At 43.8% G+C, this 14,550-nt stretch carries 12 protein-coding genes; 5 read left to right on the plus strand and 7 right to left on the minus strand.

All coding sequences use genetic code 11. The features are described from left to right. Positions 1–31: 31 nt before the first annotated feature. From BTO09_RS10015 to BTO09_RS10030, 4 genes are all read right to left on the minus strand, one after another. Positions 32–562 (minus strand): RNA polymerase sigma factor, encoded by a 531-nt coding sequence (locus BTO09_RS10015; RefSeq protein WP_087524644.1) that lies wholly within the window; start codon positions 560–562, stop codon positions 32–34. A gap of 1,001 nt (positions 563–1,563) precedes the next feature. Then, entirely contained in the window at positions 1,564–4,068 is a 2,505-nt protein-coding gene (locus BTO09_RS10020) for a TonB-dependent siderophore receptor (RefSeq protein ID WP_087524645.1), read from the minus strand. 15 nt (positions 4,069–4,083) lie between these two features. Then, on the minus strand, positions 4,084–4,980 hold the full coding sequence (locus BTO09_RS10025; protein WP_087524646.1) for a FecR domain-containing protein: 897 nt from the start codon (positions 4,978–4,980) through the stop codon (positions 4,084–4,086). 52 nt (positions 4,981–5,032) lie between these two features. Further along, entirely contained in the window at positions 5,033–5,548 is a 516-nt protein-coding gene (locus BTO09_RS10030; RefSeq protein WP_087524647.1) for an RNA polymerase sigma factor, read from the minus strand. Positions 5,549–5,645: 97 nt separating this feature from the next. On the opposite strand from BTO09_RS10030, the gene BTO09_RS10035 reads away from it, so the two are divergent. The 5 genes from BTO09_RS10035 (at position 5,646) to BTO09_RS10055 (ending at position 11,865) form a co-directional block, all read left to right on the plus strand. Beyond that, positions 5,646–6,314, plus strand: a complete 669-nt coding sequence (locus tag BTO09_RS10035) for a hypothetical protein (RefSeq protein ID WP_087524648.1) — start codon at positions 5,646–5,648, stop codon at positions 6,312–6,314. Positions 6,315–6,490: 176 nt separating this feature from the next. Beyond that, complete coding sequence (locus BTO09_RS10040; RefSeq protein ID WP_087525540.1) at positions 6,491–8,338, plus strand: fasciclin domain-containing protein; 1,848 nt, start codon at positions 6,491–6,493, stop codon at positions 8,336–8,338. Between the two features lie 134 nt (positions 8,339–8,472). Beyond that, entirely contained in the window at positions 8,473–9,534 is a 1,062-nt protein-coding gene (locus BTO09_RS10045; RefSeq protein ID WP_087524649.1) for a hypothetical protein, read from the plus strand. Positions 9,535–9,648: 114 nt separating this feature from the next. Then, positions 9,649–10,977 (plus strand): signal recognition particle protein, encoded by a 1,329-nt coding sequence (ffh, locus tag BTO09_RS10050; protein ID WP_087524650.1) that lies wholly within the window; start codon positions 9,649–9,651, stop codon positions 10,975–10,977. A gap of 12 nt (positions 10,978–10,989) precedes the next feature. Beyond that, positions 10,990–11,865: a bifunctional 5,10-methylenetetrahydrofolate dehydrogenase/5,10-methenyltetrahydrofolate cyclohydrolase gene (locus BTO09_RS10055; protein WP_087524651.1), complete on the plus strand. Its 876-nt coding sequence runs from the start codon at positions 10,990–10,992 to the stop codon at positions 11,863–11,865. Here BTO09_RS10055 and BTO09_RS10060 read toward each other — a convergent pair. Genes BTO09_RS10060 through BTO09_RS10070 form a run of 3 tightly spaced genes read right to left on the minus strand, consistent with a single transcriptional unit; the run spans position 11,862 to position 14,540 of the window. After that, entirely contained in the window at positions 11,862–13,484 is a 1,623-nt protein-coding gene (locus BTO09_RS10060) for a class I SAM-dependent methyltransferase (RefSeq protein ID WP_087524652.1), read from the minus strand. The genes BTO09_RS10055 and BTO09_RS10060 overlap by 4 nt on opposite strands. A 58-nt stretch (positions 13,485–13,542) precedes the next feature. Beyond that, entirely contained in the window at positions 13,543–13,968 is a 426-nt protein-coding gene (locus BTO09_RS10065) for a VOC family protein (protein ID WP_087524653.1), read from the minus strand. Further along, positions 13,968–14,540 carry a hypothetical protein gene (locus BTO09_RS10070; RefSeq protein ID WP_087524654.1) on the minus strand — a complete coding sequence of 191 codons (573 nt, stop codon included), beginning with the start codon at positions 14,538–14,540 and terminating at the stop codon, positions 13,968–13,970. Before BTO09_RS10070 ends, BTO09_RS10065 begins: the two co-directional genes overlap by 1 nt. Between the last annotated feature and the right edge of the window lie 10 nt (positions 14,541–14,550).

A 14,550-nucleotide genomic window follows, 5' to 3' on the forward strand; every position in this document is an offset into this window, starting at 1 on the left:
GTATAACAGCTCAGCCTTTAAATACCCTACCTTATTTATTAAATCCCTCTAAATTTTTTTTCAGGCCCATTAAAGCCTGACTTATTCGTTTTTCAACAGCTTTTATACTAATGTCTAATTCTTCTGCTATCTCCTTGTATTTCTTGCCGTCTATCCGATTCATTAAAAAAGCCGTACGCTGAGCTTCTGTAAGCGTGTTAAGCGCAGCATTGAGCTTTTTGCCGTATTCTTTTTCCTCCAATAAATATTCGGGAGATTGTTTGTCAATTCCAGAGGTCTGATTACTCCTATAATTGAGCACTACCTTTTTGTGGGCGACAGCATTGAGAAAACTGTTGTTGGTAACCGTATATAAAAAAGAGCGCGCTTTAGAAAAGCTCACTTTGCGGCAGTTGTTCCAAAGCTTTACAAATGCCTCTTGCACCAAGTCGTTGGCATCGTCTGCATTTCCACATTTGTAATAGGCGAAATTCCACAGGGCCTGCCCATGCGCTTTATACAGTGCGTTGTAATGCTGCTCCTGGCAGATGTCTTTTTTATCCTGCGGATCTTTTTCGGTCACGTAATCCTTTGTTTTTAAAGGCGTGTAAATATAAATAGAAACTTTTTTAAATTTTTTGGTAGGGTTTTTTTGCGGTACGCTGTTTTACTAACAAATCGACACTAACGCTCGATAGTTCTTTGAAAAGATGATTACCGGATGGGTGCTTCCACAAGAAGACATTTAAAAATAGCTATCTATGAAAAGGAGAAATCCGACAACTCGATTTTAAGACAAGAATGCAATTTTTTTCAATAACAAGTCACATTAGTTAAACTGAATCGCATTAGACTTAGAATCCTTGGGCACCATCAGCAACGAGAAATTCTTAAACCTACAGTTATTCATTTTGATGCTAGTTAAAAGTTTCTGTTCATAATGACTACCTCTTGTTGCTGATAGCCCTTTTTTTAAAAGCACCAAAGGTAAGGCCGGCAGCCAGACCGCAACACATATGACGTCTAGTGAGGCACCAAAGCTTTTTCTTTAGGTTAAACGAAAAACGGTGTAGCGTCTATGACATTAAGTTGCATGCAATATCCTTAACCTACATGAGGTCACTGCTTTCCTTACCTTTCTTAATCATCTTTTTTTGCGCCAATAAAATATACCGTCTTTTAGACGGTTTTTTTTATTTAGTCACGCGACTTTTAACCCGCTCCAGCGGCTACAAACTATTGCTGTTTCCTTTCTTATTGTCTTTTTTTCACTCCGTAGCGCTGCTATGCAGCTCAAAAAAGTCTTCAATTAAGAAAACATCTACTAGTTTTCGCTATGCTGTTTCGGGTTAAAAATCGCGTGGAGGGTTTCTGTTCTAAAGGAATATTGTAAAAGGCTACAAACTGCTGCTATTTCCTTTCTTTTTGTCTTTTTTTCGCTCCGTAGCGCTGCTATGCAGCTCAAAAAAGCCTTCAATTAAGAAAATATCCGTGAATTTTCGCTTCGTTGTCTCGGCTTAAAAGTTGAGTTTTGGGTCTTCTGAATAGTATCAAGAAACGGCGCCTGCAAATTACCGCTAAGATCTATCTAAAAATCACGCGCAGCGTTGCATTAGGAGTAAAGCGCAGGGCCAGGTCATTGACCTTCTGCACTTCCGTGTTGTCGTTGATGCGGAAAAAGGTGTTGACCACATTGTCATTCCCCAAAAGATTCCATAGCGATAAGCCACTAACAAGTCTTACTTTCTCGCTGAGGTCATAGGTGTAGGTAGCAGATGCGTCTGCTCTAAAGTAATCCTCTAAGAGCACGCTGTTAGGAGCTAGATAATCTACAAATCCCACTTGTGGAATAGAATTGTCTCCTACTGGAGTAAAAGGACGACCACGGCGCCAGTTTAGACCAGCTCCCAGATTAAATCGCCCTAAATTAAAATTCGCTCCAAGTGACAGAGCATGTCTAATATCTAGGTTATTTGGAAATTCACTTGGGCTAAAGGTCGGAAAGTCATAATCGTTGCGCGCAAAGGTATAACTGATCCAGATATTGGTTTTTTGCCATTGTCTATTGGCTAAAAAGTCCAAGCCGTAAACGGTGTAAGACCCTGTTTCTCGGCGGTCTTCAAATTGATCTTGAAAACCTTGACTTTGACTAGTGATACCGCGGATCTGTTTCCAGTAAGGCTCCGCGCTAAAAAGCCATCCTTTTCGCTGGTAGCTCAAGCCCAGACCTAGGTGTCTTCCTTTTATAATTGGAATTACCCCAGGGTCGGAGAGTACCCAGCGTCTGTTCTCCACGCCCAAGAAATCGTTTTGAAGATCCACCACCTGAGAAGTGGTTTGGCTGTTTAGAGCCCCTAAGAGTTCTAAACTAAAGTTCCTGCCTATACGCTGCGTAACGCGCAGTCTTGGTTCTAGCAGTATTTCGTCGAATTTGTTGATATGATTTGCGCGCAGTCCGGCTTCAATGCGTGTTTTGCCGTTGGCAGTTTCCATAAGGATGCTACTAAACAAACTGTGGGTGCGCAACACTTGTTTCTCCAGTCTTTCGAAAGTAGGATTGTTGATGTTCTCAAAATTTGTGATCCCAGTTTCGTTGAACTGATAACCTTGCTGCCAGATGAGTCTTTCGCTAATAGCCCATTTATTCTCGATCTTAACGCCGGTCTCGACCAGGTCATTCTCTTGTATGAGTCGTTGGTCGTTCTCTATGTCGGCATTGAGTGCCGTGAGTTCATAGCCGCTGCCATACCATTGCAATTCAGTACTTATATCTTCGTTCCATTTACGCTGGTAATAGAAGCCTCCGGAGAGATTGTCTTGGGTAAGATTGCTTTGTCGTGCTTGTGGCTCGCCATCTAATGCTCCGTTTTCTAAAAATTCCAGACGATTCCCCAATCGCAGTAAACTCAAGCGAAATCTATCTTTTGCTGTGGGTTCGTATTGAAGTCTGATGTGGGCATCAAAGAATTTAAAATCGTCGTCCGAAGTAAAGTTGGACATTCCAGATGTCTGAAGCTCTGTATTCTGAAAGGCCTTGTCAAAATAGGATTCGTAAGTCGGCGTATTGAGCAGCGAGTTGAGCGAATGCCTTCCGGCTACTTCTAAAGATAGTTTATCGGTAATAGGCAGTTCGGCCAAGACATCGGCGCTGAGTAAGTTGAAGCCGGCGTTGACCTTAAAATCAGTAATGATCTCGTCTGAACCTCGCATGGAAATAACGCCAGATACGCCATCACCGTAACGCGCGTTTCCAACACTTTTATAAACATCTACCTCTTTGGTCAGGTTGGGGTTAAAAGCAGATATTAGTCCAAAGAAGTGTCCGCTTTGATACATTTTAATACCATCCCAAAGAATAAGGTTCTGGTCGTTGGTTCCTCCGCGGATATTCAAAAAGGAAACGGTTTCGTTCACGCTTTGTATTCCGGGAAGTTCTTTCAAGGTTAGCAGCACATCACTCTCTATAAGCCCCGGCAGTATATCAAAGGCATCGTAATTCACGTTGACTGCGCCGTCGGCCTTTCTGCTGATACCTTTTGTGATGAAATTGGTTAGCAGAACAGGATTCAAGGCTTCGGCCTGTGGGCTCAATCGGAAGACCGTGCATACGCCCCTCGGGGTCGCGGCATCCAATACTGCCGACTGTTTTCCATAACCTAAATAGGTGACACTAATAGGTGTTGATCGGATAAGGCTATTTACCACCGCGCGACCTGCCTTATCGGTAACAACTTGTTGGTAGGAGGTAGTTATAATGGCTCCGGATAATGCTTGATCGGTCTCTGCACTTAGAATTTCTATACAGAATTCTCGGTTTTCCTTAGGAGTAACGGTAACGGTATTATCTTCTAAAAGGCGGTAGTCGAACAGCGTAGTTTCTTGTAATTCCGTCAAGGCCTCAGTTAAAGCCGTTGCCGTTTCGGAACCAGAATAAATATGAGTTACCAGGACTGCATCCTCATAAGAAAAAGTACAGTTGAACTGCGTTTCTAAGAGGTTGAAATAATCGGTAAGCGACTGTCTTTGTTGTCCGAAGACATGCAGTAGAAATCCGAAGAAGAAAAATAAAATGAAGATGCGTTTGCGCACGCCTAATTACGGTTGTTATTTTGTAATGGTCACCTTTTTTCCGGAGATCTGAAACTTCAAATTAAGGGGGACGGTAACTGCTTCCATTGCGGTTTCCAGATCTTCATGGGTAAAACTACCAGTAAAAATAACATTTTTATCGATGGTGGATGCATCGACACTCACTTCATATTGTCGCTCTAGTTCGGCTAAGATGATCTTGTAGGGCGTGCTCTTAAAAATAGACTTGTGATTAACCCAACTCGGTCTTGCCGTTGCGGTCTCAAAGCGATTCAGCTTTGTGCCCAAAAGGCGAACACCCTCTCCGGCACCGATCTCTATTGTGGTATTATCAGGGAAGCTAACTGCAACTCGACCTTCAAAACAGGTCACCTCGAATAAGCCATCGCGATCCACTACGTTGAAAACAGTGCCTAGCACACGGACCGAACCCGCATCAGTATTAACTTCAAAACTACTTCCTTTGGTAACGGTGAATAATGCTTCTCCATCTAGGTCTACCTGACGGGAATCTTCCCATTTATCTTCATTATAACTCAGACTTGTTCCTGCATTGAGTTGCACTGTGGACGCATCTGGCAGTGATACCTCTAAACGATCTGCGTTGGCTGCCGTAAGTGTGGTGGTGTTATTCGCTGTCAGATTAACAACTAACAAGCCCAATACAAATAGCGCCGCTATTGCAGAAGCAATGCGCCACGGCTTTAGTCTTTTGACCTTGGTTTGTTGTTGTTGCTTTAGGCGGAGGCGATCGTAACTTGAGCTGGCGTCAAACTCCGGTGCCCGAAAGTATTGTGCAGCTTGGGAAATTTTTTCGTAAGCACTGAAGCGCTCGTCGTCTTGTAACGCCGTGCGATCCGCTTCGCTCAAGCTATGATCTAACCACCTTAAAAACAAATTTTCCTTTTTCATATCAATTTGTCACTTATAGAACAACCATACTTGGCAAATTCCTACCCAAGTCTTACAATTCTTTAATTTCTTCTCTTAATTTATCCAATGCTGTGTAAATGCGCTTTTCTACCGCCTTTCTGGAAATGCCCAGCATTTCTGCAATTTCCTGGTGTTTTTTTCCTTCTACTCGATTGAGCATAAAGGCAATACGCTGTCCTTCGGGTAAAGCGTTCAAGGCTTTTTCAAACCGCTGCATGAACTGCTGTTCTTCCATTACGAATTCCGGAGACTCATTGGTGTAATGTTTGGGTTTATGGGCCTGATATTTAAGTACCACCTTTTGGTGCTTGATACTGTTTAGAGCCGCATTATTAACCACCGTAAACAAAAAACTCTTTGCCTTAGAAAATGGCACCTGTGCACATTTTTCCCAAAGCTTCATAAAGGCCTCGTGTACTTTGTCTTCCGGGTTGATGTGTTCCCCAAATTTATAGTAGCAGAAGTCGTGCAGATCTCTAGCGTGCTGCTGGTAGAGTTTTTCGTATATCTTCTCCTCGCAAACCGATTCGAATAGCTCCTTTTTCATGCAATTTTGTACTAAACCCTTGATTGTGTTTAATAAGCGGTAAATATATCAATTAATTATTGGTAGGAATTTTTCCCTTATGTTTGTTCTATTATTAATGAAGACATCCCTACGCATACCGTTTCTCCTTTTAGGAGTTTGTTTGAGTCTTGCTTCTTGCCAAAAAGAAGCTTTACGTATTACTGATAATCAGCAGGACGATTCCTTTCTAGACGACGCTAATTTGGTTGGCTTGGTTCAAGGAGTAACTGCGCACGATGGCAGTCACGATAATGTGGTAGATGATTCCAACTGCTTCAGTATAAATTTTCCGTACTACTGTAATGTAGACGGCGAGGTATTTCTTTACCAACAGGCGAGTGATCTGGAAGGCTTGTATTTGGCCGATGAGGTTACCCCAGTATTTCCAATAACGGTAACTTATGCCGATTACAACGAGACCCAAATAAACAACGAGGCAGAATTCCAAGCCTTGATAGCACAATGTGCTTCTGGGGAGCTCTACAACAATGCCATCCGATGTGTAGACTTTATTTATCCGATAGAGGTGGCAATCTACGATCCGGTCACCGCGGATTTTGAAACCTTGGTCTACGATCACGACAGAGCTACCTTTAATGGTATTGTTAGCTTGTTGGATGCTGATCTGATCGCGCAATTCCGCTATCCCTTAACAGTTGATATCCGTGATGGGGAAACCATTCAAATCAGCTCAGATTCCGAGTTGAAAGCAATTATCAACTCCAACCTCAATTTCTGCGAATAATTGTAAAATTCGCCAATAATCACTTTAACTATTTGATATTCAATAAATTATTTGTTTAATCTTTGTCTTTAAAAGTTAAACAAAATGTTAAAGTTCTATTAATTCCGGTTTTTTTGGTAGTACTTTGCAACGTCCTGTTGTTGTATAGACAAATGTATTACACCAAAAAAAATAACATGAAAAACGTATTCAAAATTTCACTACTTGCGCTACTAACCGTAACGCTATTTGCGTGTAACAACGACGATGACAACTCTAATCCTATCGACCCAGGTACTGATGTGACCATCGCTCAATTTGTTGCAGACAATGACGACTATTCATCTTTAGAGGCAGCTTTAGAGGTAGCTGGTCTAACAGAAACATTAAATTCCGGAGAGTTCACTGTGTTTGCTCCAAACAACCTGGCTTTTGAAGCCTTCTTGAACGCAGCCGGTTTTGCATCATTGGACGATGTTCCTGTAGATGTACTTACCAATATCTTATTGAACCACGTTGTAACTGGAACCAACGAATCTACAGATTTGATCACAGGCTACATCAACTCCTTAGCAACAGAAGCTTCTTCTGGAGCTAACTTGAGTTTGTTTGTAAACACCGCCGGTGGGGTTCAGATCAACGGAGTAGCTACTGTTACCACTGCAGATATCGAAGCTAGCAACGGGGTGATTCACGCCGTAGATGCGGTAATTGGTATTGCAGATGTAACTACACAAGCCTTAGCCAACCCTAACTTCTCTATCTTAGTAGAAGCGCTAATCGCTGCTTCGGACACCGACTTGGACTATGTAGCCTTGTTGTCTGGATCTGCTAATGCGCCATTTACCGTATTCGCACCGACCAACGAAGCATTCGTTGATCTGTTGAATGCATTAGGATTCGCTTCTTTGGACGATGTGCCACAAGACGCGCTTCGCACAATTTTAAATTATCACGTATTGGCATCTGCTAATGTGCGTTCTTCAGATCTAGAAGACGGACAGACGCCAACTACCTTCGAAGGAACTACCATCGAGATCGACCTAGAGTCAGGAGCTCAAGTGATCGATGCTACTGGAGTAGCTTCTAACATCATTGTAGTTGATGTGCAAACAGGAAACGGAGTTATCCACGCCATAGACAAGGTATTGTTGCCTTCTGCTATCGCATCCGCAGTAACTCCAACGCTAACTGGTTTGGCTTATACCAACCCTGATCTGACCAGCTTATACGCTGCGCTAAAGATCACAGGATTGGATGCTGCTCTTGCCGATACAGCCGCTGAGTTCACTGTATTTGCACCAACCAACGATTCATTTGCAGCCTTCTTGGACGCAGCCGGATTCAGCAGTATAGACGAAGTGCCAGTAGACGTATTGACACAAGTGGTGCTTAACCACGCTATCGCTGGAGCGCTTTTCGCAGGAGATCTTACTACTTCTTACGGAAACACACTAGCCACTTATGGAGATTCCAGCAACAACCTAAGTATCTACATCAACACTGATTCTGGTGTTACCCTTAACGGACAGTCCAATGTGGTATTGCCAGATGTGCCTGCCGCTAATGGTGTTGCTCACGTAGTTGATGCAGTTATCGGATTACCAACAGTAGTGACCTTTGCCGTTGCAGATCCAACCTTTGCTACTTTGGTGGCAGCTTTAACTCGCGACGATCAACCAGATTATGTTAGCGTACTGTCTACCGGATTAGGTGTAGATCCTGCTCCATTCACCGTTTTTGCTCCTACTAACGATGCCTTTGGCGATCTTTTGGTGGAGCTAGGAGCAGCTAGTTTAGATGATATTGACGGCGCAACGTTGACAGCGACCTTGAACACACACGTGATCGCTGGAGCAAATGTACGCGCAGAAGACTTAGTGAGCGGTACCGTAGGTACGCTCGGAGCAGATATAGAGATCGATGCTACCAACGCAACCATTACCGATTTGAATGGTCGTGTTAGTAACATTATCGTAACGAATGTGCAGGCAGCGAATGGTGTTGTTCACGCAATAGATAAAGTAATTTTACCGGAGCTGTAACTGTTCATATTTTAATTGTTTAGTTAGTTGATGAAAGCCGTCTCTGCCACACTTCTTTAGGCAGGGGCGGTTTTTTTATAGCCCTTTCTAAGCAACCTTTTCGTGTTTCGCGTACTAGAGAGTAAAACCTAGTTATGAAGCACTATTTCTTTTTTCTGACTTTTCTTTTTTGCGTCGGATGCATCAATGAACCCCTAGAGATCGATGCCGTTGCTCAGGGTGATCTTATTGAGGAATCATCAGAACTGTTTCAATTTTTAGCGCAGATTACCGAAGATGAATCAGAACCTACCAGTGTTACCTGTATCGATTTTGTGTATCCCTTTATCGTCTATCAATACGACGAATTCGATGAGTATGTTTCTGCTACTCGTGTGGGTAACGACTACCAGTTTTGGCAATTTTTGTTAGGCATCCCAGAGGAAAACTCGGTAGGTATAAGTTTCCCTATACAGGCCACCTTAGAAGACGGGACGCTCTTTGAGATCAACAGTGCCGACGAACTAGCTCAAAGCATTCAAGGTTGTATACAAGAGATACAGCAAGAAGTCTTGGGTGGGGTAAGTGAAGCATTTCAGCAATGCGGATGGGAAGTACGTGCCCCAGAAGGCGTGGACCCAGATCAGTTCGAGTACAGCGTATTTGAGGTGACCCCAAGTGGAGGCGTAGTTTTCTATGATGCTGGGGTTGGCTCTCCAGGAACCTGGATCTTCTATTTCATTGCCAACCAATTGCATATGAATATCAATCTAGATGGCGTAAATGAAACTATAGATGAAACCTGGAATAAAGACTGGATAGTTACAGGGTTCACAGAGAATAACCTACAGATCACCCGAGATGATATCACCTACGAGCTCAATAAGATCTGTGAACCAGAGATCTATTGCACCACCTTGTTCTTTGAAGAATGTGCAATTATTGACGGAGATCCTACGCCGCCCTATACCGCGAATTTCATCTTTGAAAATTACAGCCGTTGCATTGGTCTTATCACCGAGAAGCCGCAGGAGGACGGATATAGTTTTGCCTATTTTGAGGCCGAAGCCGATGCAGAGGCGAATGTGAATGCCTTGCCTCAAGACGGTTACCTTAATATCGAGAATGCCCAAACGATCTACGTACGGATTACAGACCCGACTGATGTGGAGTTCGAGTTGGTGGAGATCACCATTTTGGCCTCGTTATGTGAATGATTTTTTAAGAATCAGCCAAAGGAAAAGACGACCCATAGTGGTCGTCTTTTTGCGTTCTAAGGGCTTGTCCATCTTTAGGCAAAAATGTAACTTTGCGCTTTACCAATTTTAGCGATGTTTGATAATTTAAGTGATAAGTTAGATAAAGCCTTACACGTGCTCAAAGGGCACGGTCAGATTACCGAAGTTAACGTGGCCGAAACCCTCAAGGAAGTGCGTCGTGCGCTTTTAGATGCCGATGTTAACTACAAGATCGCCAAGGAGTTTACCAATACGGTAAAGGAGAAAGCCTTGGGTCAGAATGTATTGACCACTTTGCAGCCTGGCCAGTTAATGGTCAAATTGGTGAAAGATGAGCTTACCGAGCTTATGGGTGGCGATGCTGCTGGAGTTAATCTCGGAGGGAATCCGTCGGTGATTCTCATGTCCGGATTACAGGGTAGTGGTAAAACGACCTTTTCCGGAAAGCTTGCCAACTATTTAAAGAGTAAAAAATCCAAGAAACCATTATTGGTAGCTTGTGACGTATATCGTCCTGCAGCGATAGATCAGTTGCACGTAGTAGGAGATCAGATAGGGGTTGAGGTGTATTCAGACCGAGACAACAATGATCCTGTAGCTATTGCCACTGCCGCAATTGCTCACGCTAAATCTAACGGACACAATGTGGTTATTGTCGATACGGCTGGTCGTTTGGCTGTAGACGAGGAGATGATGACCGAGATCGCTAATATTCACGCAGCGATCAAACCAGAGGAAACCTTGTTCGTGGTAGATTCCATGACAGGTCAAGATGCCGTGAACACAGCCAAGGCCTTTAACGACCGCCTGAATTTTGACGGGGTTATCCTAACCAAGCTAGACGGTGATACTCGTGGTGGAGCTGCAATCTCTATTAAGAGTGTTGTGAACAAGCCGATCAAGTTTATCGGTACCGGAGAAAAGATGGAGGCCATTGATGTGTTCTATCCTTCTCGTATGGCAGACCGTATCTTGGGGATGGGAGACGTAGTGTCTTTGGTGGAACGCGCTCAGGAGCAGTTCGACGAAGAAGAGGCGCGCAAGTTGCAAAAGAAGATCGCCAAGAATCAATTTGGTTTTGACGATTTCTTAAAGCAGATCCAGCAAGTTAAGAAGATGGGGAACATGAAAGACCTCATTGGAATGATCCCAGGGGCTGGAAAGGCCTTAAAGGGAGTCGATATAGACGACGATGCCTTTAAGCATATCGAAGCCATCATTCACTCTATGACTCCAGAAGAGCGCTCTAATCCTGCGCTGATAAACGCCAGTCGTAAAAAACGCATCGGTAAAGGTTCGGGTACATCTGTACAGCAGGTGAACCAGCTGCTCAAGCAATTCAATCAGATGAGTAAGATGATGAAGATGATGCAAGGCGGAGGCGGCCGCAAAATGATGCAAATGCTGGGTAAACAGCGCTAATAATACAAACTTATGATACTACTAGACGGACGCAAGTGCAGTAACGAGATCAAAGAAGAGATCAAAGAGCAAGTAGATGCTCTCAAGGCCAAAGGCCAAAAAGTACCGCACCTGGCAGCTGTCTTAGTAGGAAACGACGGAGCCTCGCTCACTTATGTAGGTAGTAAGGTTCGCGCTTGTGAACGCGTAGGATTCGAATCTACTTTGATCCGTTTGGACGAAGAGACCTCCGAAGAAGTATTGCTTAAGACGATAGATAATCTCAACAACGACGATGAGATAGATGGTTTTATCGTACAGCTTCCCTTACCAAAACACATCGATGAAGAAAAGGTCTTGCTGGCTGTAGATCCTGATAAAGATGTAGACGGTTTCCACCCGACCAATTTTGGGCGTATGGCCTTGGACATGGAAAGTTTTATTCCAGCCACACCATTTGGCATCATGGAACTGCTCCGCAGAAATGAAGTTGACACCCAAGGGAAACACACTGTGATCATAGGTCGGAGTCATATAGTAGGCCGCCCAATGAGTATCTTGATGAGCCGCAAGGGTAATCCCGGAAACTCAACCGTAACCTTGACACACTCTAGAACTAAGAACATCGAAGCGTACATCAAGGCGGCAGACATTGTGATCTCGGCTTTAGGGGTGCCTGAGTTCGTAAAGGCCGATATGGTCAAAGAAGGTGCTGTTGTTATCGATGTGGGTATCACTCGTGTTCCAGACGAATCTCAGCCGAAAGGGTATGTAATTAAGGGTGATGTAGAGTTTGAAGGTGTAAGTGCCAAGGCTTCGCATATCACTCCAGTTCCTGGTGGAGTAGGGCCTATGACCATTGCAATGTTGTTGCAAAACACGCTTTTGGCCCGAGCTAGAAAAGCTTAATCGTTACCATTCTTGGTGAGGTAATTGATACTGACTGTCGCCAATTCACTATTTGGATATTTGGAGAAATACTTAGGGTCGCTTTGCAGCCCCAAGCGATCTATTACGGAATGGAAAACCTCTAGCTCCACAATGAACTGATCAGAAAATCCGTGAGTAGCATCGTAAGCCGTAGCTGCTGTCTTTCCTATATTCTTAGCCGTAATGATTGGGTCCAAGGTGTGTAATTCGATCACCAATAACCCAAACTTCTCAATATAGGGCAGCCAGTCTTCTAAGTGTTCGTACAAATTCTGTTCTACGGCACTGTTGCTAAGTTTTTCTCCGCGATGCGCATAGGCTCCCGTAGATTTGCTTTGGATCTCAGGGTTTCTTTTAGGGGCTGACCACGGACGGTTGTGATCTAAAAAGGTACGCACATTCAACAGATCTGAAAGCTTAATGTCGTAACTGGCTTGTATGTCTTTTTCTAAGGTTTCCGGGTCTGCAATATCACCCCAAATGACCTTAGCCCAAATATCTGCTTTGATGAGGTTGGCGCGGGTAACTTTTAAAGCTGCCTTATTGAAATCCACTCCAACTAAGAACAAAGGGTATTCTTCTAGCATTTGACCCCGACGGGTGCGTTGTTCAATAACGTCGAATAAATGGATCAAGAAGGCTCCATTACCGCAGCCCATATCTAAAATTCCCTTGGGTTGCTGAGCAATAGGCTTGTTAAAGAGCTCAATGATTATCTCGTCTATCTTTTTAAAATAGGCCGAGTGCGCACCGCCGCTTCCCCAGACATTCATCTCCCTGTTCACGTGTATCTCTGGCGTGTTGGGCATATCGCTGCGCAAAAGTGCAGCGTTTCCGAACAAGAGATCGTCCATACGTCTAAAGGTCGGCAGATAAGAAACTGTTACCCCATATGCTGTAGATCTACGAGCAAAAAAGAGTCCTTTATTGGTGAATTTGTAATGGTCGTTCTGTTTGCTAAACCAACCGATGTGGGTCAAATAATCCAGGATCTTACTAAAATTCTCCGGGTCTTCATGGAACTCATCTGCCCCAAAAGAGGCCTCCATAAAATACTTGTGAAACATACCATCCATACCCAGCATCACCGTTATAGGACCAATTAACAAGCCTTCAATATGCAGTTTTATTTGGGCGTCAATTTCTAGTTCCAGATCCGATTTGCCATTTCCGTCGTAATCTCCTTTTTCATATCTATTAAAGATCCGATTCAGATTGGCAATGGTGTCTAGGTCAAAACTTCTCGGGTGGAATTCTTCTGCGGATTGGGTAAAGTTAACCACATCACTGTAGCGTTCACAAGCTTCAAAAGCATATTGGCTCTTGTCGTTTGTGGCCAAGTGGATTTCTTCGCTTTCGGGGTCTAAATTGTAGTTGAGCCAGCCTTGTGAAGCCAGCACGCGTAAAGCTACATTCAAATAGCCTGCATTGCCTTGAACCTTTTGGTTGAGTGCCGTCAAAGTGGTGCTTTGCAGCGCTAGCAATTCTTTTAAAACGCCTTTATTATATAAGGAATAAGCTACAGGAGCAGTGACAATTCCATCCAAATGACGGAACAAATTGCTGCGGTAAAGTCGTTTCTCTTCTGCGGATAACATAATGGCGTATTTCTAGTAAATATACAGAAATACGCCACTGTCTATGCTTAGCGATACGTTAATCTACTGCAAAAAGCTGCTCGATATTTTTAAAGGCCTTGAACTCCAGCGCGTTTCCGGCGGGATCTAAAAAGAACATGGTGGCTTGCTCTCCAGCCTCCCCTTTAAAGCGAATGTAAGGCTCGATGATAAATTCGATCCCTCGCTCTTGCAGCGCTTTTGATAAGCTTTCAAAATCTTCCATGGTCAGCACTACACCAAAGTGCGGAACAGGAACGGCTTTACCGTCTACTGCGTTGGTGTGCAGATCTGCTGCGGATTTTTCTTTGTAGTGGATCACTAACTGATGTCCGTAGAAATCAAAATCAACCCAATGATCGCTGCTACGACCTTCTAGACAGCCTAGAACATCGCGGTAAAAACTGCGGCATTCTTCTAAATTATGCACCGGAATTGCCAGGTGAAAGGGGCGAATCGCGCTCATTATTCCTCGGCTTTTTCTTCTTGGTCCCAGCTCACCATCATAAACTTGAACTTGGCGGTCTCTGGAATCTGAGTGGCCTCTATCTTGTTCGAAGTGTAGCGCAGACTCTCTGGCAATTGAGCTTTATCGATAACCACATAAACATCAGTCTCGTTTAAGTTAACAACTACCGAACTCAAAGTGGAGTAGATATCAGAAACGGTATAATTCTCTTTGATAGTCTTGTAAGTGCCGTCTGCGGTAAGCCCTTTTTCGGTCTTAAAGCGTGGGTCTACAATACGAATGGTCTGTATGGTATTGGTGTCTGCCTTTGGTGCATGTGGGGTAAGCACCAAGAGTAGGCTTCCGGTCTTGTCGTAGATCTCAACATCTCCTCCGGCTACGATTTGGTCTTCTGTTACGGCGATCTTCACCACAGAATCCAAAGCAAACACAGAATCGAGCTCTTTTACCTGTACCGTTTTACTCAGGTTACCAACTTGCCCTTGCCCAATGAGGAAAGGGTCTTTTTCGTTATTACAACTTACTACCGTCAATGCTGCAGTGGCGGCAGCTAGCCAAAATTTACGCATGTGCTATTGT

Origin of the sequence: Gilvibacter sp. SZ-19 (genome assembly GCF_002163875.1) — a bacterium.
Classification (GTDB): Bacteria; Bacteroidota; Bacteroidia; order Flavobacteriales; family Flavobacteriaceae; genus Gilvibacter.

Bases quoted from the DNA above. Each gene is read 5' to 3' on its own strand.
- BTO09_RS10030 (WP_087524647.1), bottom strand. From the start codon at position 5,548: ATGAAAAAGGAGCTATTCGAATCGGTTTGCGAGGAGAAGATATACGAA.
- BTO09_RS10045 (WP_087524649.1), top strand. From the start codon at position 8,473: ATGAAGCACTATTTCTTTTTTCTGACTTTTCTTTTTTGCGTCGGATGC.
- BTO09_RS10065 (WP_087524653.1), bottom strand. From the start codon at position 13,968: ATGAGCGCGATTCGCCCCTTTCACCTGGCAATTCCGGTGCATAATTTA.
- BTO09_RS10025 (WP_087524646.1), bottom strand. From the start codon at position 4,980: ATGAAAAAGGAAAATTTGTTTTTAAGGTGGTTAGATCATAGCTTGAGC.
- ffh (WP_087524650.1), top strand. From the start codon at position 9,649: ATGTTTGATAATTTAAGTGATAAGTTAGATAAAGCCTTACACGTGCTC.
- BTO09_RS10070 (WP_087524654.1), bottom strand. From the start codon at position 14,540: ATGCGTAAATTTTGGCTAGCTGCCGCCACTGCAGCATTGACGGTAGTA.
- BTO09_RS10040 (WP_087525540.1), top strand. From the start codon at position 6,491: ATGAAAAACGTATTCAAAATTTCACTACTTGCGCTACTAACCGTAACG.
- BTO09_RS10035 (WP_087524648.1), top strand. From the start codon at position 5,646: ATGAAGACATCCCTACGCATACCGTTTCTCCTTTTAGGAGTTTGTTTG.
- BTO09_RS10055 (WP_087524651.1), top strand. From the start codon at position 10,990: ATGATACTACTAGACGGACGCAAGTGCAGTAACGAGATCAAAGAAGAG.
- BTO09_RS10060 (WP_087524652.1), bottom strand. From the start codon at position 13,484: ATGTTATCCGCAGAAGAGAAACGACTTTACCGCAGCAATTTGTTCCGT.